Source organism: uncultured Algibacter sp., assembly GCF_947495675.1.
Classification (GTDB): Bacteria; Bacteroidota; Bacteroidia; order Flavobacteriales; family Flavobacteriaceae; genus Algibacter_B.
The window spans coordinates 33,231-57,217 of sequence record NZ_CANLZX010000013.1 but is presented as its reverse complement, the minus strand read 5'-3'; the positions used below and the strand labels follow the sequence as shown (position 1 = coordinate 57,217).

The following is a 23,987-nucleotide window of genomic DNA, read 5'->3' as shown; positions in this document are numbered from 1 at the left end:
ACTGTTTTTAATTAGAATATAAAATTAAAAAAACACCAACCATAATTCCTAATAAAGGAATTAGTTTCTTTCGTTTATTTTGCTCTTTAAAAACCAAACCACCAACAACAACTGCTATAAGTATTTGACTTCTTTTTATTGCTGAAAGCAACATGATTAATGCTTCTGGGTCTTGTAATGCTTTAAAGTAAAAATAATCTGCAGCTTGTAATAAAATACCAACCGCAACAATAGACCAACGGAATTTAAAAGCCTTTCTTTTTTCAGCAAAAGGAAACCAGGTTACAGATAAAATAAATAATAAAATAAGTATTGTATAAAAGCAAAACCAAAATTGTAATGTTTGGGGGTTTAAGTTTAAATTTTGTATTAAAAACTTATCGTATAAACCACTTGAGGCACCCAAAAATGTAGCGCCAATTATTGCAAAAATCCATTTATTTCTTTTAAAATTAATACCCTCTTTTTTTCCTATTTTAGAATATATAAACACAGAAAATATAATTAAGAAAAAACCAATCCATTGGTAAAAACCAGGACGTTCATTATAAATTAAAATAGCACCAATAAAAGTAAAAAAGGGACCTGCTGATCTAATTGGTGTAACAATAGTTATAGGCAAATGTTTTAAAGCCTGATAAGCTAAAATCCAAGAACTAGCCATAATAACAGATTTTATAAAAATAAAACCGTGGGTTTGCCAAGATATTTCTTGAAAATTATAGCCATTAGCCTGAGCATATTCTGGATAAATATTAGATAGCACATAAAAAGTTACAATAAACAAAAAGCCGCTAGAAACGGTACCCAAAAGCACCGGAAATACTTCGTTACCCTGTACAGCATGTTTTTTGCACAGGTTATGTAATCCTAAAAAGAGAGCCGCCAAAAGGCCAAGATACATCCACATAATGCGCGCGAAGATAGTTTTTTTAATTATTAGATTTCAGTATTTATCCTTTGGAAATTTATGACTTTATAAAATCAAACAAAAAGCCCGTAAACATAATGTTTACAGGCTTTTTTAATTCTAATAAAAATAGAGAAACTATTTTAAACTATGTAATAATTTATCTGCTACCAACTCAGAAGAAGCAGGATTTTGACCCGTAATAAGGTTTCCATCTTGTATTGCATAGGCTGCCCAATCTTCTTTTTTAGAATAGACTCCGCCATTTTCACTTAACATATCTTCAACTAAAAAAGGTACGACGTCTGTTAATCCAACAGCAGCTTCTTCACTATTAGTAAAACCAGTTACTTTTTTACCTTTTACTAAAGGTGTACCATCTGCATTTTTAACGCCTTTTAAAGCAGCAGGAGCATGACATACAAATGCAATTGGCTTATCCTGAGCGTTAAATTTTTCGATTAAATCTATAGACGTTTTATCGTTTGCTAAATCCCATAATGGTCCGTGACCTCCGGGATAAAATACGGCATCAAAATCATCTGGATTTATTTCAGATAATACTTTAGTGTTAGCAATTCGTGCTTTTGCCTCAGCATCATTATCAAAACGTTTTGTTGCTTCGGTTGCAGCATCTGGCGAATCACTACTTGGGTCTATTGGTGCTGCACCACCTTTAGGTGTCGCTATAGTTATATGTGCGCCTTTGTCTAATAAATTATAATATGGGTTAGCAAATTCTTCTACCCAAAATCCTGTTTTCTTTCCTGTATCTCCTAACTTATCGTGAGATGTTAATACAAATAATATATTCATTGTCTTTTCTTTTTTTTGTTCTGTTTTCTCTTCTAAAGCGGTTTCAGAAGGTGCTACGCTTTTTGTGTCTTTACAACTTGAGGCTGTAATAATAGTTAATGTTAGCGCTAGTGTTTTTAAAAAATTCATCTTTAAAATTAATAAGCCATTTTTACTATTTTCTCAACTTTGTCTGGCGATAATGTTTTGTGTTCTCCTAAACCTGTCCAACCACGATTTGTAAAGCGTTTTGAGATTTCTTCTGCTGTACCTTGATAATCGTTTGTGTAATCAGATAGTTTTGTATCTATACCTAGTTCATGGAAAAATTCGATTGTTTTTTCGATTGCAGCATACGCTTTATCATCTAAACTTCCTTCTGTAATTTTCCAAACACGTTCACCATATTGAGCTAGTTTTTCTTTTTTAGCTTCAAAATTAAACTTGTAATGGCTTGGTACAATAACTGCTAAAGTACGTGCATGGTCAATACCAAATAAAGCAGTTAATTCGTGTCCAATTGCATGAACAGCCCAATCTGTTGGTACGCCTTTTTGGATTAATCCGTTTAAAGCCATTGTGCAACTCCACATAAAATTAGATGCTGCTTTGTAATCGGTTGGGTCTTTTAAAACCTTAGGAGCTACTTCAATTAAAGTTTGCAAAATACTTTCTGCAATTCGGTCTTGCAATAAAGCACCAATTGGATAGGTCATATATTGTTCTAATACATGAGTAAAAGCATCTGTTAAACCATTTGCTAATTGACGTTGGGGAATTGAGGTAATAACCTGAGGGTCTAGAATAGAAAATTCAGGAAATAAACCTGGTCCGCCCATAGCCAATTTTTCTTTAGTTTCAGCCCTGGTAATTACTGCACCAGAATTCATTTCAGATCCTGTTGCCGGTAAGGTTAAAACAGTACCAAATGGCATACCTTTTTCTGTTCTAATATTTTTAGTTAAAATATCCCAAGGAGTTTCACCATTGTATACAGCCGCCGCCGATAAAAATTTTGTTCCGTCAATTACAGAACCACCACCAACTGCTAATAGAAATGATATATTTTGGTCTTTAATAACTTGTAAAGCTTCCATAAGCGTTGCGTACTCTGGATTTGCTGGAATACCGCCAAACTCAGTAACATCAACATTTGCTAAAGCTGTTTTAACTTGGTCGTAAATACCGTTTTTCTTAATACTTCCGCCACCATAAAGCAGTAATACTTTAGCGTCTTGAGGTATTTCTTCTTTTATTTTTTCTATAGTATCCTTCCCAAAAATAATTTTGGTAGGGTTTTTAAAATCAAAATTGTTCATTTTCTTTTCTTTTTTTTTGTTGTTATTTTTTCTTTTAAAACTATAATTTACTCAATTACAGTTACTAACTCTTCCATAGGTTTTCTAACCTTTACAAGGTTTACTAACCAATCTTCATCTTCTTTTCTGTAACCAATTGGTAATAAAACAGCACTACGCAGTCCTTTTTCTCTTAGCCCCAAAATTTTATCGACAGCCTCAGGATCAAAACCCTCTAATGGCGTTGCATCAACACCTTCAAAAGCAGCAGCAGTTAAAGCTTCTGTAAAAGCAATATAAGCTTGTTTTGCAGCATGGTTAAAGTTTACTTCAGGGTCTTTTTGTGGATACATACCTAATAACATTTGTCGGTAATTTTCCCAACCCTCGTTTTCAAAACCACGAATTTTGTTTGTTAAATCAAACATGTGATTTATGCGATCTGCTGTATAGGTATCCCAAGCTGCAAAAACTAATAGGTGAGAACAGTCTGTTATTACAGATTGGTTCCAAGCAATGGGTTTAATTTGTTCTTTAATATCTTGATTTTTAATTACAAAAATTTCGAAGGGTTGTAAACCACTTGAAGTAGGAGCTAAACGAGCCGCTTCTAAAATACGTGCTATTTTATCTTCAGGTACTTTTTTACCGTTCATTGCTTTTGCAGCATAACGCCATTTTAATTTGTCTAATAATTCCATATTTCAATTTTTATTTTTTATTTATTTATTACTCTAATACTATTCCAAGCAGATTCGTATGCTTCTTGAATATTAGTGTCGTTTAATTTAAAAGCACCTCGTTTTTGTGAGATCATTAAAAAGGACAAAGGGTTTATAGAATAGGCATATAACAAATAATCAGACATGGGTTTTATAATACCTTCCTTAATACCACGAGCCCAGAGGTCGAGTAGGGGTTGTAAATGCTTAATACCCTCTTGTCTACTAGCTTCGTCAATCATAGGTGTATTATCACATTGTGCTAAAAACATAGCATTTTTACACTCATTTAATTTAAAGTCAGCTATACGTTTCCAGATTAATTCAAAACCTGCTTCCACAGACATGCTCTCAAGGTAATTCTCAAAAGCATATTTGGTGTATTTTGCTTTTACTTCAATATAGGTTTGATTTACTAAATCTTGTTTGTTTTCAAAATACAAATAGATAGTTGCAGGTGACACGTTAGCCATTTTTGCAATTTTACTCATAGGTGTAGCATGGAAACCATTGTTGTTTACCAACTCAATTGTAGCTTTAATTAACGCATTTCGCTTATCAATACTTTTTTGAAGTTTTGTCATTTTAATTTGATTTCTTGTACAAAGATAATAAAAAATGAACGTTCATTCTTTTTTTAACATAAGTTTAAAACTATCAAAACAGAAATATTAAAGTAAAAAACTATAAGTGACAGTATGTCAAAGTGTTCTAAATAAGCACAAAAAAATAATATACAACTGACAAAACTCATGTTTACAAACGCATTATGCAGTTAATTTTGCGAACTTATTAAGAAATAGTGTTAAAATATTAAATATTAGCAAAGGTATGAGCGAAAAAAAAGGGAATTCTTACAAGGAAAAACGAAGGAAGTCTAGCGAATTTGAAAATAGGGAAGACTACTTAGAACATGAATTACAAATCATGAAATTTCGTCGATGGAAATTACATTTACCGTTTAGAGATTTTCATATAGAATTTGAAGACTTAGTTCCTGCATTAGCAGCAACAATAGGTAAGGTAGTAATGGTTACAGCAATGGTTGCAGCATTTGCTGCACAATTTGGTTTATCACCAGAATTTGTTGCCGAAAATGTTCGATTCGAACTATTAATTGCAGGAGGTATTTTTGTTATACTTTTTTCTGCTCTTTTAAATCCTAGGGCGAATTTAGCTGGAACGCATGGCCCAATGATTCCATTAATCCCAATTATTGCAGCAGCAGGAGGTCATCCTTTAGCTTTGGGTATATTAATTGGTGTATTCGGGCTTATTTTAAGTATCACCAAAGGAGGCTCTAAACTAATGGCTTTAACAGGTGTTGGTGTTCGTGGTGGTTTACTTATTTACCTTGGTGCTGTGGGGCTTATTTCTCAAATTTCAAAATTCGAAACTTGGGCTGTAAATGCAGATGCAAGTACAGTATCATTTGTTGTTATTGGCGTTACAATTATTATTTATGCCTATTTAGCGCGTGTTAAAAAAAGATGGTTAGCCATACCACTATGCTCATTAATAGCAGGAATAATAACCTATGCTATGGGTGTTAATTTTGAGTTTACAACAGCTCCAGGACTACCTCATATGAATCCATTTTGGTGGTGGGGTGAAGATACAGGATGGCAATTAGGTTGGCCAAATATTGGACACTTTATTGCAGTAATACCATTTGCTATATTAGCTGTTGCTATGTGGTCTCCAGATTATTTAGGGCACCGTGTATTTCAAGAACTTAATTACCCTAAAAAAGCTAAAGATGTTTTAATGGATGTTGATGATACGATGACGGTAGCTTCTGTTCGCCAAATAGTTGGATCTGCTTTAGGTGGTGGAAATATTGCATCCTCTTGGGGAACTTATATGATTCCTGCTGCTATTGCTAAACGTCCTATTCCTGGCGGTGCAATATTAACTGCTATACTATGTATTTTAGCATCTGTTTTTGGGTATCCTATGGATTTAGCTATGTGGGAACCTGTATTGCGTGTAGCCTTAATAGTAGGTGTGTTTTTACCATTACTTGAAGCAGGTATGCAAATGGTTAAAAAACAAAATGATTCTTTAAGTGCTGGTACTTGTATTTTTGCTTGTGCTTTTGTAAACCCAGTATTTGGTTGGGCTTTAACCATGTTACTAGATAATTTAGGACTAATTGGCGATAGAGAAAGAGCAAAAGCATTATCGCTAAAAGAACGTTTAATTATCCCCGGAGCAATGTTTTTAGTTTGTGTTGTTTCTCTTGCTTTAGCAGGTCAATTGCCAGGAATTCCTGGAATTTTATAATAAAAAGAATATTTCTGGTTTATTCTAAACTTTTACTTTTATATCCTTTCCTAAAAGGATATTTAAAACGAAATCATTCTCTTAAAAATTTAAAAAGACTCTAAATATTTAGAGTCTTTTTTTTGTGTTTTTTTTAACAAGACAGCTCACAAGTTTATATAAAGGAACACATCTAAAAGTATATAACAATAAAAGTTTAAAAGATGAAAAGCAACACATTTAAGGTATTAGTTTTTGGGATTGTATTAATGATAACAAACAATTTTTATGGACAGTCACAAAATCAAAGAGATAGAAAAGAACCACCAACATTTAAGCAGTTATTAGAAGAAATGGACGCCAATGAAGACGGTAAACTATCAAAGAAAGAAATTAAAGGCCCTTTAAAAAATGATTTCACTAAAATCGATACCGATGAAGATGGATTCATATCAAAAAAAGAATTTGTAAATGCACCAAAACCACAACGAACACAAAATAAAAAATAATTAACAAAATCAAGGAGAGGTTTTAATAGAGTCTCACTTCTAATATAGCTTAATATTTAACGTAAAATTTCAATATTTAACTAAAAATTCAAATTATGAAAACAAGTAATATAAAATCTATTAAAGTTTTTAGCATATTAGCTTTAATAGTCTTTGCATTTGTTGCATGTAGTACTGATGATGATAACGATGATATCGATTCAACATCAGAAGATACAGTAATAACATCAGAAAATGTTACAATTACAGATACAAACACATCTGGCACAGCTGAAGGAGATACTAATAACACAGGTACAGATGAAGATGATTTAGTAGAAAATGCAACTTTTGAAAATACAATTCAAATTGTATTTTCAAATACATCTGCTACCATTACAAATCCTGTTCCTGATGATGTGGTAATTACACAAGATGGTGCCTATGTTACTATCAATTCCACTATTTCAAAAGTAGCTTACGAAATATCGGGTTCAACAACCAATGGTATGTTAAAAATTTATAGCGATAAAAAATTCAAATTATCGTTAAGTGATTTAAGTATTACAAATACTGATGGTCCTGCGATTAATATACAATCTTCAAAAACCATTTTTGTTGTATTGGAAGGTACAAATAACTTAACCGATGCATCAAATTATAATAATATTCCAGATGACGAAGATGCAAAAGCAGCATTTTTTAGCGAAGGGCAATTAGTTTTTAGTGGTTTAGGAGCTCTTAACGTAGCCGGAAACTATAAGCACGGTATTGCAAGTGATGATTATGTTAGAATAATTAGCGGAACAATTACAGTAACCGAAGCAGTATCAGATGCTATCCATACTAATGATTATATAATTGTAGATGGTGGTACGCTTAATTTAACAGCTGATAGCGACGGTATGGATTGTGAAAAAGGCTATATTATTATTAACGACGGAACCTTTATTATAAATGCAGTTGATGATGGAATTGTAGCCTCGTATGATATTGATGATGAGGAAGAGCCAGATGATACTATTACGCCATATGTAACTATAAATGGAGGAGATTTTGTTATAAATAACTCCGAAGGTGAAGGCATAGAAGCAAAAGGAATAATGACTATTAATAATGGTATCATAAATTTAAATTCTTATGATGATTGTCTTAATTCAGATGGTTTTTTATACATCAATGGTGGAAATATCTATGCTTATAGCACACGTAATGATGCTATTGATAGTAACGAAGGAATTACCATTACTGGTGGTACAACCATTGCTATAGCAGTAAGAACAGATGAACCAGATGGTAGTTTTGACACCGATGATAATTTATTTAAAATTACTGGAGGAACTATTTTAGGATTAGGACTAAACACATCATTTCCAACGGATAGTGAAAGCACACAAAATTCATTAATTTTTGATGGAGTTTATGCAAATCAGCTATTAAATATTCAATCAGAGGATGGAACGGAAGCCCTTACTTATGAAGTCCCTAATAGCGTAATAACAATTATATACTCTAATGCAAAATTAGAAACAGGTAAAACTTATAAAATCTATACAGGAGGAAGTGTTAGCAATGGTAATGAAATTAACGGATTATACACCTCTGGAACATATAGCGGAGGAACAAATTCAAGTGATTCTTTTATTATAAACAGCACAGTTACTCAAATTGGAGGAGAAATGGGGCCAACTGGAGAGCCAAGAGAAAGATAAGAATCTGGTGAAGATGGTATTACAGGATATTAAAAGCCTAAGATATGATTATAATAATTTATTAAGTTTCCCTTGATTTATTAGGTCAATTACTTGCAATTCTTAGGCTTTTCAAGCCGAAAGTGAAACTTAATTTAAACATACATAAAATGAGTATTAATCTATCCCGAACTTGTTTCGGGATGGCTTCTACTTTATTTTTATTGAATCATATTCAGGTGATATAGAAATCAATTTCTATATTTCTTACATTTGCATCATGGCTCATGAATTACCTAAGATTGCCTTTAAATCAAATTTTGAATTAGATATTGAAGTCATGACTTTTTCTGAAACTTTTCAGAAGTTAAACCAGTCTAATAATCACAATCCTTTTATTGCTCATAGAATACTATTTCATATTATCCTAATAGTAACCAAAAAATCGTATTCACATTTTGTCGATTTCAAATCTTATAATTTAATAGAAGGGAGCGCTATATTTATAGCTAAAAACCAAGTACATCATTTTACTAAGAAGTTAATAGAAGCAGATGGGTTTTGTATTATTTTCAATAGTAAATTTGTTGATAAATCTAATTATTTAATAAGTAGCTTAAATTTAAATAGGTTATTTAATTACCATATTGAATCTCCGGTTATTCATCAAAAAGATATGAATAATGATAACCTTGTTAGTATAGCAACTAGAATACGTGAGGAGTATCAATTTTCAAATAATTTTGCCAAATCAGAAATATTAGGTAACCTACTTCATGTGTTATTACTTAAAGCAGAGAGATCTAAAGAATTTCAATCTATAAAAAGCACAAATAACCATTGGCTAGAAAAATTTAACGCATTTAAAAACATGCTTGAAAAAGAATACACAAACACCAGAAGTTCAAGACATTATGCTTCTAACTTGTTCGTTTCTTATAAATTTTTAAATGATATTGTAAAGAATTTAACTGGTAAAACTGTAAAAACTTTTATTGATGATTTTGTAACAATTGAAATTAAACGTTATCTAGTATCAACTTCACTTTCTATTAAAGAAATAAGTTATAAAACAGGATTTGAAGAACCTGCAAATATGGTTAAGTTTTTCAAAAAAAAAACAAACTCCACACCACTTAAATTCAGACAACAAAAATAACAGACTGGTTACACTTTAACCATTTTTATAATCATTTTGATAATCATAATACTGTAGAGTAACTACATCTTTGCAGTATAAATTATTAAACAAATTAAAAATGATAAAGTATCTTAAATTTTTAGCCATTATTATAATAGCTTTTACAGTTAGCTCTTTTAGTAATAAAGAAACAAAATCTGTTTTAGAGGTTACTACTTTTAAAACGAAATCTGTTACAAACACATCTGTTTTCAATAAACTTGATGCAGAAATAGAAAACAATTTCACGAAAAAACAACCCGGTTTTATTAAACGCCAAAGTGGAGTAAACGCCAATGGAGAATATGTTGTTTTAGTGTATTGGGAAACTCTTGAAAATGCAAAAGCATCTATGAATAAATTTATGACAGATGCATCTGTAGCTGATTATGCTTCTAAGATAGAAGGTACTTCAATGAAAATGTCTCGCTATACTATTAATAAAAAATTTAATGCTCTAAATAGCAATTTTATTGAAGTTATGTCTTTTAAAACAAAAGCTGATGCTGATATGAAAGCATTTAAAAAAACCAATAAAAGAGTAGAGAAAGGTTTTACATCAAAACAAACAGGCTTTTTACAACGTTTAACAGGAGTAAATAAAAATGGAGAGCAAATTGTAGCTGTGTATTGGGATAACAAAAACAATTCTGATGCTGCATTACAACCATTTATGAACAATAACATATCCAAAGAATTTATGGGTATGATGAATGAACCATCTATTTGGATGGGACGATACCAAACACTTAAATCATTAAAAAACAACACTATGGAATTATCAAAAAAAGACAAAGTAGTAGCATTATTAAACAGTTTTAATACTGGGGATAAAACACCAATATCTTACATTAACCCAAACAAATACATACAACACAACTTAGCAGTAGGCGACGGTTTATCGGGGTTTGGAGAAATATTGCATCATGTACCACCACAAGGTTTCAAAGCTAATGTAATTCGTGCTTTTGAAGATGGAGATTATGTGTTTACACATACTGAATATGATTTTTTTGGACCAAAAGCTGGTTTTGATGTATTTCGTTTTGAAAATGGTTTAATTGTAGAACATTGGGATAATTTATTAGAAATTCAAAAGCCCAACCCAAGTGGAAGAACACAATTTGATGGAGCAACAGAAATTTCAGATTTAGACAAAACAGAAGCTAATAAGGATGTAGTAAAAGGATTTATTAAAAATGTGTTATTAAATCATGAAATGGATAAACTAACAACCTATATTAATCCAACAACCTACATTCAGCATAACCCTGCTGTAGCAGATGGTTTAGATGGTTTTGGAGCAGCAATGAAATATTTTGCAGAAAACGGTTTAGTTATGGAATATACGAAGCTTCATAAAGTATTGGGACAAGGAAACTTTGTATTATCCATAAGCGAAGGTAAATTTGGTAAAGGAGACCATACTGCTTATTATGATTTATTCAGAATTGAAAACAATCTTATTGTTGAACATTGGGATGTTATTGCTCCTATAGAACCGAAATCTGAATGGAAAAACAATAACGGAAAATTTTAAAAACCCCTTTTAATTAATAGCAATTAAGGAGTATCGGTTTTACCGATATTCCTTTCTTTAATAAAACAATAATTATGATAGTTGCACAACAAAATCAAATAGTAAATACATTAAATGAGTTGTATAATGATGCTGTAAAAGATAAATTTAAAATAATGAAGGGCTTAGCTAAAAGTGTTTTTAGGCCAATGCAACCTGCCGATTTTAAAGATGTATATCTTTCAATTTCTAAACAACAAGGTGAATATTTACAACAACTTATAAAGCAAAACAACTTTAAGAATATAGTTGAATTTGGGACCTCTTTTGGTATATCAACATTGTTTTTAGCTCAAGGTGTACTTGAAACTGGAGGCCATATTATAACTACAGAATTAATAGAAACTAAAGCTAAAAAAGCTATTGAAAACTTTAAAAAAGCTGGAGTTAACGAACTAATTGATGTAAGAATTGGTGATGCATTAAAAACCTTAAATAATCATAATGACCCAATAGACTTATTGTTATTAGATGGTTGGAAAGATTTATACTTAGCTATATTCCAGACACTAGAACATAATTTCCATAACAATAGTGTTATTTATGTAGACAATGCAAATATGGAAGAAGCAAAAACATTTTTAAAAACAATTAGTAAAAACAAAAAATACCAATTACAACCACAATTAGGCGGAAAAGTGGTATTAATAACTATTAAAAAATAAACGCATTATGAGTAAAGTATCTATTTGCCCAACTTGTGGCAGTAAATCAAAAATTAAAGAAGAAAATGGTATTGTTTCTTATGAAGCGATTCAAGAAGATGAGGTGTTTAAAAAAGTAAGTCAACTTAAAAAAGCAATGGAAAAATTTAAAACCAAAGCCGAAGATTTAGAAAAACAAATAGAAACAATAAAAAAAGACAATTAAGATGAAGTTTTTAAAAAAGAATTATGGATGGATAATAGTTGCTATACTAGCGTGTTTACCATTATTTGTAATTTTTAATATGATACAAATTAATTTTACAGACCGTATTTCAATTACTTTAATTAAAAATGGAAATAGTAATGGCATGACCACCTTAGAAATGCTTTATCATGTTTCTGGAGAATTTGCCATTAGGTGGATGACAGCTGTACTTACATGCACACCTTTTTATATAATATTTGGAGTTAACAACCTTTTTGTAAGACAAGCAATGGGTATAGCTACAGCAATATGGAGTTTTGTACACTTTATAATTTTTATTATTGCTGAAGGGCTATTAGAAACATTTACTCAAGTAAATTATATAGCTGGATTTATTGCTATTTTAATTCTAATTCCTTTGTTTTTTACTTCAAATAGAAAATCTATGAAACTATTAAAAAAACAATGGAAAAAACTGCAAAGCTTAGCTTATGTGGCTATATTTTTAAGTCTATTACATGTTGCCCTTTTAGAAAAAACTTATCTAATTTACGCCATAATTGTGGGTATAGGATTATTAATTAGAACTCCAATAATAAAAGAAAAACTAATAGGATTCCGTAAAACTAAATTATAACTCTTTTAGAATTATAGTACAAATAACATAATCTTATATAAATATCATATCAATTAATCTATTAGATTAGCATAAGAACTTACTAAAATTAAAACCCTATCAATTCTTAAAAAAGCAATATATCAGTTAGTTAGATACAATTTCAAATCGTATTTACACTTACTTATTTCTTATAAAAACTAATTTTTAAAAACCTTCTGTTTTCATAATAAAAATCTAAATATTATATTCGTTATAGGCAAAGCATGTGTATGTATCAAAATTCTATAAAATTACATGCAAAAACAAAATCTATATACCACCAATAACTTTTAAAAAGTGACTAAAAACGATAACAATTTAGATACAAAACAGTTTGAAAAGGATAAAATTATTGAAAGACATTTGCGCTTTCAAGATTTATTAATTAGTATTTCTACAAAATATATTAATTCAGATTTATCAGATATAGATAAACTAATTCGAGAATCTTTACAACAAATTGGTGAGTTTGTAACCTCAGACAGAAGTTATATTTTTTCATATGATTTTGTAACTAATACATGCTCTAATACTTACGAATGGTGTGCTAAAGGCATTGAGCCAGAAATAGATAACTTACAAAATATACCTTTAGATTATATTACACATTGGTTAGATGCACACAAAAAAGGAGAAGCCTTTTATGTAGAAGATGTGAGTCTTTTACCAAAAGATGGCGAATTTGGTTTGCGGGCTATTTTAGAACCTCAAGGCATAAAAAGTTTAATAACCATTCCAAAAATTAAAAACAACGAATTAATTGGTTTTATAGGTTTCGACTCCGTTAGAAAATTAAATTCCTACTCTGAAAACGAACAAGAAATCCTTTTTGTTTATGCCAATATGTTGGTTAATGTTATTCAGAAAAAAGAATATGAAGAACGCATAAAAGCTCAGGAAAAGAAAAAGGAAGAATTATTAAAAAGCCTATCTATACAAAACGAAGAACTTAATGAATATGCCCACGTAGTTTCGCACGATTTAAAAGCGCCGCTAATTAATATTCACACCTTAGTTAGCTGGTTTATGGATGATAATAAGGAGTCTTTAGCTGAAAATTCATTAAAACCTTTACATCAAGTATTGTTTAATGTAGAAAAAATGGACTTTTTAATTAAAGGAATTTTAGACTATTCTACTATTGATAAATTAGAACAAGAAGACAAACTCGTAGATTTTAATCTCATTATTAAAGAGGTATTACAAACCCTTTTAATACCAAATCATATACAAATTACTATACAAGATAACTTACCAAGTTTATATGGAAATACCTGGAGGTTTAAACAGGTTTTTCAAAATTTAATACAAAATGCTGTAAAATATTCTGATAAGGAAAACGGCATAGTAGAAGTAGGCTACCTTGATAAAGATACTCACTATGAGTTTTTTGTAAAAGACAACGGCATTGGTATTAATGAAAACTATTTTGATAAAATATTTAAAGTCTTTACCAAATTAGAAAGTACAGGATCTTCTTCTGGAATTGGACTCTCTATTGTTAAAAAAATTATTAATTATTATAATGGTTCTATTTGGTTAGAAAGTAAACAAAACATTGGAACCACCTTTTACTTTAAACTTTTAAAGGATTTAGAAAACGATTAAAGGTTTTTATTGATTATTAATTTGTTGTGAAAGTGGCCTTAAAAGGTTATGAAAATACATGCAAGGCTATTAAACACTATATTAAATGGCAAATTTTAATGCATTATATTTTCTTCAAAAAGAGAAATAAATTTAAATAAAATAATCTAATATTAATTATTAACTTCAATTCCTCCTTTTTCTTCAACAACATAAACACCCCAATCTGCTATAGATTTTATAAGTGGAATTAGCGTTTTACCAAAATCGGTTAATGAATACTCAACTTTTAATGGTGGCTTAGATGTATATACTTTTCTTTTAACTATCCCATCTTCTTCCAAAGTCTTTAATTGCAAGCTTAAAGTACGTTCTGTAACCGAAGGCATTTCTTTTCGTAATTCATTGTATCGAAGTGTTCCATCAATTAAATGGAATAATATAACTGTCTTCCATTTACCTCCAATTATTCCCATTGTTAAACTTGCACAACATGGGTATTCTTTACCTTTAAACTTATACATAATATAGTTAAAAATTTAATTAACATTATTTAAGATTACTGCAAAGATAAAATACTATAATAACTTTAACAACTATACTTTGTATAGTAAAATATATTTGCCACATACAACTCATTATCAGTATGTTAAAATAATTTTTTATACTATACATTTTGACCGTTATTGTGAGGTCTATTAACTATACATATATTTGAGACTATAAAAATGATAGTATAATTTAAACATTACTGAAATTATTAAAACCGATACTTTAAAAGTCTTTTAAAAATAAACAACACAATGCTCTTTTTAAGTAATTTGAAAAGTACAGGTAAGACTAAAAAAGAGTTAATTAAGGCAGTAACAGAAAACTAAATTAGACATTAAAATTAATAACAATTAGTTTATACCATTATTTTGGGTAAGGATAAAAAAATATGAAAAAATTTCAATTACTTAGTTTAGCAATACTTATAACTACTAACGTATTTGCACAAACACCAAAAACAGACCATATAAAAACTTTAAACGAAGTGGTAACAGCCAATAATATTGAATGGGGTTGGTTAAACCCGTTACGAGGCGATAAAAGTCCAGCAGCCGGAAAACTTTGGGGCGACCGAACAAATACTTTAGCATCTGGTTTTTTAGTAAAATTTAATAAAGGTTTTTCCTCGCCACCACATATTCATAATGTAACATATCGTGGTGTAGTAATTAAAGGTTTATTGCATAATGATGATGAAAATGCCGAGAAACAATGGCTACCAGTAGGATCTTTTTGGCAACAACCTGCAGGTGAGGCACACATTACTGCAGCTTCAGGTGAAGAAAACCTAGCATATATTGAAATTCAAGAAGGTCCTTATTTAGTAAAACCAACGTCTGAAGCGTTTGATAGTGGCGAACGACCAGTAAATATCGATACATCCAACCTTGTTTGGCTTAACGCTAATAATATAAGTTGGGTTTCTAATAAAAGTAATGTAGAAACGGCATTTTTATGGGGAAGCCATGATAACAAACTATTACGTGGTACACTTGTTAAATTACCTGCTGGTTTTAATGGAATAATTAAAAATCTAAGTCCAAACTTTAGAGCAGTAATTATTCAAGGTACTGTTGTACACCAAGTTTATGATAATGAAATTGTGAATTTGTTAGAAGCAGGAGCTTACTTTGGTGCTGCTGAATATTCAACGCATAAAATTACTGTAAAAGACAACCAAGAAGCACTTATTTATATAAGAAGCAATGGAGAGTTTGAAGTTTTTTCAAACAAATAAAAATTGTTTTGTTATATTTTTTAAATTTATTATGAAGCCCTTCGAAAACATAAACAAAGCATATAATACGGTTTTTAAACAAAACGAATTGAGTATTGGATTGGTTGTGCCTATTGAAAAATATTCTACTGGTCCTGTACCAACAATGAAAGACCATTTACTACGTGTAAAACAAGTAGAATCCTTAGGTTTTAAATCTATTTGGATACGAGATATTCCGTTTAACGTGCCTAATTTTGGTGATGCTGGCCAAACCTTCGATCCGTTTACCTATTTAGGATTTTTAGCTGGTCAAACTTCAAAAATTGCTTTGGGTATTTCTAGTATTGCCTTACCATTACATCATCCTTTACATGTAGCAAAATCGGCCACAAGTATTGATCAATTATCCGATGGCAGATTGTTATTAGGAGTCGCTTCTGGCGATAGGTTTGATGAATATCCTGCTATGGGTATTGATTATGAAAACAGAGGTGAGTTGTTTCAAGAATCGTTCAATTATATTAGAAATGTTCAGAGCGATTTCCCAAGCTTTGAAACAGATAACTACGGAAACGTACAAGGCAATATCGATATGCTGCCAAAGCCTACAGCACATAAAATTCCGTTATTAATGACAGGAAGTAGCCGACAATCTTTAGAGTGGAATGCTAAAAATGCCGATGGTTGGATGAATTATCCTAGAGATTTATACACCCAAAATAACACCATTAGACAGTACAGAGAATTAGTTGCAAAAACATCTGAATTTGATAAACCATTTATGCAACCCATGTATTTAGATTTGTTAGAAGATGCAAACGCAAAACCACAACCCATTCAATTGGGCTATAGATTGGGAGTAAATCATTTAAAAAATTATTTGAATAAATTACAAAGTATAGGCGTAAATCACTTAGCCTTAAACCTACGTTTCAATTCAATGAGTGTAGATAAAACTTTAGAACTACTAGCTAACCACGTGTTACCAGAATTTCATTCAACAGAAAACATTAAATTATCATGAGTAAAACGATTATAATTACAGGAAGTACAGACGGTATAGGAAAACTTACCGCATTAAAACTAGCAAAAGAAGGGCATACAGTTTATGTTCATGGTAGGAGTGAAGCCAAAGTAAATACTCTTATTGCTGAAATAAAAGAATCTTCTAACAATCAAAATATAAAAGGTTTAGTAGCCGATTTTTCAGATTTGGACGCCGTTTCAAAACTAGCTGAACAAATAAAAAAGGAGATTCCAAAAATTGATATTTTAATCAATAATGCAGGAATATTTAAAACCAAAGATACCTTAGCTAAAAACGGATTGGATTACAGAATAGCAGTTAACTTTTTAGCTCCTTATGTGTTAACTAACATCATTATTCCTAATTTAAAAAATACAGAAGCATCAAGAATTATTAATTTAAGTTCTGCTGCACAATCACCAGTTTCAAAAGCTGTATTATTTGGAATAGAACAAGTTTCCGATAATTCTAGTTATGCTCAAAGTAAGTTAGCGTTAACAATGTGGAGTTTCCATTTAGCAAAACAAGAACCAAATATTACTGTAATTGCTGTAAATCCTGGATCCTTATTAAATACTAAAATGGCTAACGAAGCTTATGGTCAACATTGGTCTCCTGCAGAAAAAGGTGTTAATATCTTGTATGATTTGGCTCTATCAGAAAAATATAAGAATGATACAGGTAAGTATTTTGATAATGATAAGGGGCGTTTTTCAGAGGCACATTCAGATGCTTATAGCCAAGAAAAAATCGCTAATTTGTTAATGCATACCGATAGTTTATTGACCTCATAAAATCTCGTCTATAAAACTAGGCGTCTTAAGTACACAGTTAAACGTATGAAATGGGTTACATAAACATATTTTTACTATATTTACTTACACAATCACTTAGTTAAAGTGATTAATTCTCCCATTTAGTAGTAATAGCAAATATTTTTTTAATTACCCAATTTAGGGTGTGTTTTGGTTTTAACTCTAGCCATATCATTGTTTTTAATAACCTAACCAACCAATTATGAAAAAATTAGCGATTCTATTTATTTTAATGTTCCCTATTATTATCAATGCTCAAACATTTAGTGCCTCCTTGAGTGATAAAATACTAAGGTCCTATGAAGACAATGCAGGAAAGTCTGTAAAACCTGCAATAAAATTTAGTTATGTTATTGAAGCTAATAAAAAAGAAACAGACTATATTGAAATTACTTTAAAATCATCGAATGATGATGTTACAGATGAAGTATTTTCATTAAAGCCATTGTCAATTGATTTATTCAAACCAAAATTTCAGTTACATTATAGCAAAATAGTAAAAGCTTCAGAAGGCATACAAGCTATGCAAAATTTAGATTATAATGATGCATTAATTTCAATACTTTTTGCAAAACTTATCAGTTTTGAAAGAACTGAAGATGAAAGGCCTGTTGTCGCCAATATTACATTATTAGATAATATACCTATTAAAGTTTATTATGCGAATAATTCTGGTGGTAATGCGAATATTAATTGTAAAAGTAAAAAAGACAGCCCCTATAAAGTCAAATTTTTAGAAGAAGCCCGTTTAGAATTAACGTTTTATAGTGGTTTTATTGAAAAAGTAGAATTAGCAGGAAAATTAATGGACAATCCTGTTCGATTTTCTAATTTATTTTCTATCGGTATTTCTTCAAGTGATGGTATTAGAAAATTTAGCAATCACAGCTTAGAAAGTTTTAATTCATATTTTTATATTCCTGAAACATCAGAGGGTGCAAAAGATGACAAAATACTAAGACATCGAAGTTCTATGAACCAATGTTCTTGGACACTAGATGTGAATTTTTCTGATATTATCGATTATGATAGAGAAATTGACATTAATGCCAATGATATTAGCCCAGAGCCTACAAAACTTGTTTTAGATGCTATTCAAAAAACCACAAAACTATATAAACCAGAATCTACTAAATTATTTGAAGCAATTGTTTATTCAGATTTCTTTGGTGTGTTTGACGATAAAAATCCGAATGGTATTATTCAAACAGAAGTTGCTAAAAAATTCTATATCAACACTAAAAGAAAACAAAATAAATGGTATTCATACATACTCCCTCCAGCTTGGTATTCTCATGCTATTGGCCTTGTTGAATATGTAAATTTAAATGCAAAATTCAGTAAAATTGAAGAAAACAATAAATTTTTAAAAGCAGAACAATTAGATGATGTAAATTACTTTTCTCCGCTAAGTATAAAACAGCATGAATCTTTTAGTATTGGTGTTGATATTAATTTGGTATCATTCGAAAACCAAAATAAAAAAATAAACACCTTTATAGATTTTGGTTGGAATTATGGTCGAAGTGGCATTGAGTTTTCAGAAGAAGATCAAATATTCTTAAACACTATTACAGGTTCAGCCAATATAGCTTTTCATATTATTCCAGAAAAGCGTTATGGTTTTATAGCAAACAATCGTATATCGCGTTTTATGATATTAAATGATGATTTAATTAAGGCAAATAGCTTTTCATTAAAATCATTAAAAAATGGAGAGTTGGAAGATCCAAATAAATGGTTAAACAGTTCTCAAATAGAATTTTATTTAAATACCTCGTCTACTGGCAAACTGTTTATCCGTTATAGTTTAGTAAGTGATCTTAAGGATTTTGATAATAATTTTTCTCAATTCCAATTTGGATATTCCTTCTTTATTTTACAACAAAATGGAAAAATTAAGTAACTCATTTATAAGGTTTAATTAATAATATTAATTTAAATAGAAATTATGTATAATATTCTATCATTAGATGGAGGTGGAAGTTGGGCAATAATTCAGTTACTAACTCTTAAAGATCGATACGGGAATGTTAGTGGTCATGAAATACTTCAAAAATATGATTTAGTAATTGCTAATTCTGGTGGCAGTATTGTTTTAGCCGCACTTGCAGAAAATTGGACTATCGATAAAGCTTTAACTTTATTTAAAGATAAAGACATAAGAGAAAGTATTTTTAGTGAAAACACATTTAAAGATCGTTTCTTCCCGGTAGATTATCTACGTTTATTAAAATTACCTTTTGGTCCAAAGTATAGTTCAAAACAAAAAAAAGATAGTTTTGAGACGCTGTTTAAAGAAGTTAATAAAAGGCAAATGTCAGAGCTTCCTGCATTTATTAAAAACGACTCTTTAAAAATTGTAGTTTGCACTTATGATGCATTAAATAATAGAGCCAAATTTTTTAAATCTTATGGAACAGAATCAGATGATTACGATTCTGTTAAATTAACACAAGCAATTCATGGTTCGTCAAATGCTCCTGTGCAATATTTCGATTTTCCAGCAAGATTTAAAGCAAAAAATAGCGAAATTTATTATGAGTTATGGGATGGCGCTTTAGGAGGATTCAATAACCCTATTTTGGCAGGCATAATTGAAGCCTTTAAACTAGGTGTAAAGTTGCAAGATATAAGAATAGTTTCCATAGGGACTGGTAATAAGTTAATGTCAATAAAGGAAAAAAATAACTTTTGGAAGTGGAAACAAATTGCCATAAAAAAAAGAAGAAAAAAGTTAGAATTTAATTCATTAAAGCCACAGGCCAAGTTTTTTAAACTAACCGTTCTAAATCAAGCTAAAACCATATTATATCAACCGCCAGATACCGCTAATTATATTGCCATGATGTTTTTAAAAATGGTTTCCGAAAAAACTATAAATGAGCATATTGTTAGACTATCGCCACTAATTCATAGCGATTCTAGTACTTCAGAGCAGGTTGAGCCACTTATTAATAAATTGTATGCTTTAGATATGGATATCACTAAAGAAGAGGAAATACAATGCCTTTTAGATTGTTTTGCCATGTGGCAGAAAGGAGAAATTTTAAATCAGCCATTAGAATTTAAAATTAAACGAGACAATGATATTGTTTTTATTAATGGCAATAAGGATTATAAAAATGGAATTGATAAGTGGAAAAGTTGGGGGTTTTAATTTTGGTATTTTTCTTTAAAATGTAAATGATAACATTTGTACTATAATGTATTAAGGCATTCGTGGTGTAAATTACATGAACACCTTAAACATAATAAAGTCATGTGTTTTATATAAAATCGCTGAATAAAATAAAACATTTGCATTAATTTTACGTTTTAAAGATTTTATATAAATTCTGAAATTTGCTAGAAAAAAGACAACAATTACCTCAAAATCAAGTCATAGATACCGACTATTTTATTTACTGTTTAGAAGCGGTTAAAGATGTAGACATAGATACCGTTACCGAAGCACAACAAAAATTAGCACAATTAACCTCGCAATATGGTGTAGCTAGTATTTATAAAACATGCGATACTATTGAAGGGTTGGAAGACAGCTTAAATGCTTTGGTTTTAGGCGATCATAATTTTAAAGACTACGAAATCATTTACTTGGTTATAACTGGTGAAGCCAATAGTATTTGTTTAAATGACTATTACTATAGTTTACAAGAAATTGCAGAAGTTTTTGAAGGCCGATTACAAGGCAAGATTTTACATTTTTCGAATGCCAAAGTGCTAGATTTAGACGAAGAAGAAGCACAGTATTTTTTGGATATTACTGGTGCAAGAGCTATTTCTGGATACGGTTATGCATCAAACGGAATAACTAGCTCAAATCTTGACATCGCATTCTTTAACTTATTTAACGACGATGATAATATGCTAGATGTGGTTGAAGAGCTACACCAAAGGCATTATAAAATGTGTAAACTACTAGATTTTAGGTTGTATTATTAAGCAAGCATCTAAAACATAAATAAGTTATTATTTACTTTAGGTATGCAACTTACGCTATAGGTATAAGCGAACTTTCAAGTATTACGTTATCTTATCATTTTATTATAAATTACTAATAGTAAACCCTTTATACGCAACAAGAATAGGAGAGAAGTAGTATCGTGTATAAAATGGCTTTTATATTTATGAACTAACTAATCAAGTAAAATCAATTCATCCATTATATATTACAGTTCAGTTATTTACATTATATTTTTATACGCATCAAAAATATATTTGTACCAATAAAATAATAATAACAGAAAGTATTATCTTATTAATGTCATGAATAAAAATACAACAAAGACTAGCAAAGGAAAACAAATTTTTAGGGTAGTATTACTTCTTGGAACTTTAATTTCCTTGTGGTTTGTACCTTGGATATTAGTAAAAGCATGGATACTACCATTACCAGAAACCGTACAAGAACAAGTAGACCAAACCTTGGGTTATGGTTTTGATGGTGTTATTGTATATGTAGACGAGGCCGGAAAACCACCAGCATTTTATACAGCAGGTTATCATAACAAAGAAAAGAAAATACCAGCCAAACCTGATGCCTTATTCAAAATAGCCAGTATAAGCAAGCTATATGTCGCCGTTTCCATTACTAAGTTAGCAAATGCCAATCGTTTGTCATTAGATAAAACAGTAGCCGATTACTTTCCAGAACTTGTAGGAAGAATTGAAAATGCAAATGAGATCACCTTACGCATGATGGTGCAGCACAGAAGCGGTATTCCCAATTTTACAGATAGTGCAGAGTTTTGGGCAAACCAGCCAAACACCAATATAGACGTACTAAACTATGCACTCGATTTACCAGCCAATTTTAAGCCCAATAAAGATTATGGCTATTCAAACACCAATTATTTATTGCTTTCTAGAATTATTGAGCAAGTAACTGGAGGTCCTCGTCAAGACTATTTTAAAACCGAGATTTTAACACCACTTGGTTTAAAAACACGTTTGGTTCTCTTGATGAGGTAAAAAACCTAAACGATATTATGAGTGGTTATTATGTTGGCTATGACGATGATTTTAAAAACGAGAATCAAGGCATGATAGCTACCGCACAAGATGTAGGCATCTTTCTAAGAGCCTTAAATGATGGCACATTACTTAATGAAAAAGAAATGGAAATCTATGCGTCTATTTACGAATTTAATCATGGCGGGTTGGTTCCGGGTTATCAATGTATGGCAGAGTATCATAAGGATATTGATGCCGTAGTTATTCAATTTATGAACACCACCGATTTTGAAGGCTACCAATGGAACTTGTTACAAATAACACATGCACGCGTTGTTAAAATACTGCGTAAAGAAAAAGTGCTATAAGTGAAACAATTGTACTAATAGGTCGTCTTAAATACACATCAATCAATTAATCAAACAATCAGTATGAATATTTTAGTAGTAGGCGCAAGTGGTGCCACAGGTAGTCAATTAGTAGAGCAACTTTTAAATCAAAACCACAAAGTAAAAGTCATTGTAAGATCCCCACAAAAGTTACCCGAAGCATGGAAAACTCATGCTAATCTTCAAATTATCTCTGCAAGTCTTTTAGAATTAAGTGATGCCCAACTAAGTAAAATTGTAAGTAATTGCAATGCCGTTGCTTCCTGTCTTGGACATAATATGACTTGGAAAGGCATTTACGGCCAACCAAGAAAATTGGTTACAGAAGCTGTGCAACGATTATGTCTTGCTATACAATCAAATAACCCTCAAAATCCAACCAAATTTGTGTTAATGAACACCACCGGAAATCGTAACCGCGATTTAAACGAGCCTATTTCATTTGCTCAAAAATGTGTTATTGGGTTACTGCGTTTACTATTACCACCGCATGTGGATAACGAAAAAGCAGCCGATTATTTACGTACACAAATTGGTAAAAACCACCAAGTTATTGAATGGGTTGCTGTAAGACCAGATGGCTTAATTAATGAAGAAAACGTTTCCGATTATGAAATTCATCCATCACCAACACGAAGCGCTATTTTTAATGCTGGTAAAGTTAGCCGCATCAATGTTGCCCACTTTATGGCTAGCTTAATAAACGATAACACCCTATGGACGACATGGAAAGGACAAATGCCTGTTATATATTCAAAAATTCTAAATAAGGACTAGATTATATAAAATTACTTAATCAGGTATTGCTATTTTATATAACGTCGTATTATAGAATAATTAAGTATTAAAATGTTCTGCGTTATGTAACTTGAGCTTTCGTAAAAGCTAAAGTTGTTACTATATTTTCTTGAAAAAATTTATTCTAAAAAGTTTCTTTTACAATGTTAATGAAATCGAGGTACGAGATTCACGAACTCTTTTTTATCAAATATTTAGTTTGGGGG

At 30.6% G+C, this 23,987-nt stretch carries 22 protein-coding genes and 1 pseudogene; 17 read left to right on the top strand and 6 right to left on the bottom strand.

What is annotated here, in order from left to right; genetic code table 11:
• Positions 1–7: 7 nt before the first annotated feature.
• The 5 genes from Q0842_RS10330 to Q0842_RS10310 all read right to left on the bottom strand — a co-directional run bounded on the left by Q0842_RS10330 (position 8) and on the right by Q0842_RS10310 (position 4,309).
• Positions 8–910 carry a DMT family transporter gene (locus tag Q0842_RS10330; RefSeq protein WP_298497717.1) on the bottom strand — a complete coding sequence of 301 codons (903 nt, stop codon included), beginning with the start codon at positions 908–910 and terminating at the stop codon, positions 8–10.
• Between the two features lie 138 nt (positions 911–1,048).
• Positions 1,049–1,855 carry a type 1 glutamine amidotransferase domain-containing protein gene (locus Q0842_RS10325; protein ID WP_298497715.1) on the bottom strand — a complete coding sequence of 269 codons (807 nt, stop codon included), beginning with the start codon at positions 1,853–1,855 and terminating at the stop codon, positions 1,049–1,051.
• 8 nt (positions 1,856–1,863) lie between these two features.
• On the bottom strand, positions 1,864–3,024 hold the full coding sequence (locus tag Q0842_RS10320) for an iron-containing alcohol dehydrogenase (RefSeq protein ID WP_298497713.1): 1,161 nt from the start codon (positions 3,022–3,024) through the stop codon (positions 1,864–1,866).
• Between the two features lie 47 nt (positions 3,025–3,071).
• Positions 3,072–3,704, bottom strand: a complete 633-nt coding sequence (locus tag Q0842_RS10315) for an NAD(P)H-dependent oxidoreductase (RefSeq protein ID WP_298497710.1) — start codon at positions 3,702–3,704, stop codon at positions 3,072–3,074.
• A gap of 17 nt (positions 3,705–3,721) precedes the next feature.
• On the bottom strand, positions 3,722–4,309 hold the full coding sequence (locus tag Q0842_RS10310; protein ID WP_298497708.1) for a TetR/AcrR family transcriptional regulator: 588 nt from the start codon (positions 4,307–4,309) through the stop codon (positions 3,722–3,724).
• A 247-nt stretch (positions 4,310–4,556) separates the two neighbouring features.
• Here Q0842_RS10310 and Q0842_RS10305 point away from each other — a divergent pair, with 247 nt between their 5' ends.
• The 9 genes from Q0842_RS10305 (at position 4,557) to Q0842_RS10265 (ending at position 14,046) form a co-directional block, all read left to right on the top strand.
• A complete protein-coding gene (locus tag Q0842_RS10305) occupies positions 4,557–6,011 on the top strand; it encodes a DUF3360 family protein (RefSeq protein WP_298497706.1) in 1,455 nt (484 codons plus the stop codon).
• A gap of 203 nt (positions 6,012–6,214) precedes the next feature.
• Complete coding sequence (locus tag Q0842_RS10300; protein WP_298497704.1) at positions 6,215–6,499, top strand: EF-hand domain-containing protein; 285 nt, start codon at positions 6,215–6,217, stop codon at positions 6,497–6,499.
• Between the two features lie 95 nt (positions 6,500–6,594).
• Positions 6,595–8,190 carry a carbohydrate-binding domain-containing protein gene (locus tag Q0842_RS10295; RefSeq protein ID WP_298497702.1) on the top strand — a complete coding sequence of 532 codons (1,596 nt, stop codon included), beginning with the start codon at positions 6,595–6,597 and terminating at the stop codon, positions 8,188–8,190.
• Positions 8,191–8,449: 259 nt separating this feature from the next.
• Complete coding sequence (locus Q0842_RS10290; RefSeq protein WP_298497699.1) at positions 8,450–9,328, top strand: AraC family transcriptional regulator; 879 nt, start codon at positions 8,450–8,452, stop codon at positions 9,326–9,328.
• 100 nt (positions 9,329–9,428) lie between these two features.
• Positions 9,429–10,889, top strand: coding sequence for a hypothetical protein (locus Q0842_RS10285; RefSeq protein ID WP_298497697.1), 1,461 nt, complete (start codon positions 9,429–9,431; stop codon positions 10,887–10,889).
• A 74-nt stretch (positions 10,890–10,963) separates the two neighbouring features.
• Positions 10,964–11,593, top strand: coding sequence for a class I SAM-dependent methyltransferase (locus Q0842_RS10280; RefSeq protein WP_298497695.1), 630 nt, complete (start codon positions 10,964–10,966; stop codon positions 11,591–11,593).
• Positions 11,594–11,600: 7 nt separating this feature from the next.
• Positions 11,601–11,798, top strand: coding sequence for a hypothetical protein (locus Q0842_RS10275; RefSeq protein ID WP_298497693.1), 198 nt, complete (start codon positions 11,601–11,603; stop codon positions 11,796–11,798).
• A 1-nt stretch (position 11,799) separates the two neighbouring features.
• A complete protein-coding gene (locus Q0842_RS10270; protein WP_298497691.1) occupies positions 11,800–12,417 on the top strand; it encodes a ferric reductase-like transmembrane domain-containing protein in 618 nt (205 codons plus the stop codon).
• A 318-nt stretch (positions 12,418–12,735) separates the two neighbouring features.
• Positions 12,736–14,046, top strand: coding sequence for an ATP-binding protein (locus Q0842_RS10265; protein ID WP_298497689.1), 1,311 nt, complete (start codon positions 12,736–12,738; stop codon positions 14,044–14,046).
• 152 nt (positions 14,047–14,198) lie between these two features.
• On the opposite strand, the gene Q0842_RS10260 is transcribed toward Q0842_RS10265, so the two are convergent.
• A complete protein-coding gene (locus Q0842_RS10260) occupies positions 14,199–14,549 on the bottom strand; it encodes a helix-turn-helix domain-containing protein (protein WP_298497686.1) in 351 nt (116 codons plus the stop codon).
• 416 nt (positions 14,550–14,965) lie between these two features.
• Here Q0842_RS10260 and Q0842_RS10255 point away from each other — a divergent pair, with 416 nt between their 5' ends.
• The 8 genes and pseudogenes from Q0842_RS10255 to Q0842_RS10220 all read left to right on the top strand — a co-directional run bounded on the left by Q0842_RS10255 (position 14,966) and on the right by Q0842_RS10220 (position 23,760).
• A complete protein-coding gene (locus Q0842_RS10255) occupies positions 14,966–15,814 on the top strand; it encodes a DUF4437 domain-containing protein (RefSeq protein WP_298497684.1) in 849 nt (282 codons plus the stop codon).
• A gap of 31 nt (positions 15,815–15,845) precedes the next feature.
• On the top strand, positions 15,846–16,820 hold the full coding sequence (locus Q0842_RS10250) for an LLM class oxidoreductase (protein ID WP_298497682.1): 975 nt from the start codon (positions 15,846–15,848) through the stop codon (positions 16,818–16,820).
• Positions 16,817–17,617 (top strand): SDR family NAD(P)-dependent oxidoreductase, encoded by an 801-nt coding sequence (locus tag Q0842_RS10245; RefSeq protein ID WP_298497680.1) that lies wholly within the window; start codon positions 16,817–16,819, stop codon positions 17,615–17,617. Before Q0842_RS10250 ends, Q0842_RS10245 begins: the two co-directional genes overlap by 4 nt.
• 223 nt (positions 17,618–17,840) lie before the next feature.
• A complete protein-coding gene (locus Q0842_RS10240; protein ID WP_298497678.1) occupies positions 17,841–19,544 on the top strand; it encodes a hypothetical protein in 1,704 nt (567 codons plus the stop codon).
• 45 nt (positions 19,545–19,589) lie between these two features.
• On the top strand, positions 19,590–20,798 hold the full coding sequence (locus Q0842_RS10235) for a patatin-like phospholipase family protein (protein WP_298497676.1): 1,209 nt from the start codon (positions 19,590–19,592) through the stop codon (positions 20,796–20,798).
• Between the two features lie 185 nt (positions 20,799–20,983).
• The gene (locus Q0842_RS10230; RefSeq protein ID WP_298497673.1) at positions 20,984–21,583 is read left to right on the top strand and encodes a DUF6642 family protein; all 600 of its coding nucleotides are present in this window, start codon (positions 20,984–20,986) and stop codon (positions 21,581–21,583) included.
• A 324-nt stretch (positions 21,584–21,907) separates the two neighbouring features.
• A pseudogene (locus tag Q0842_RS10225) lies at positions 21,908–22,962 on the top strand (serine hydrolase domain-containing protein).
• A 63-nt stretch (positions 22,963–23,025) separates the two neighbouring features.
• Positions 23,026–23,760, top strand: coding sequence for an NAD(P)-dependent oxidoreductase (locus Q0842_RS10220; RefSeq protein WP_298497671.1), 735 nt, complete (start codon positions 23,026–23,028; stop codon positions 23,758–23,760).
• Positions 23,761–23,987 lie beyond the last annotated feature (227 nt).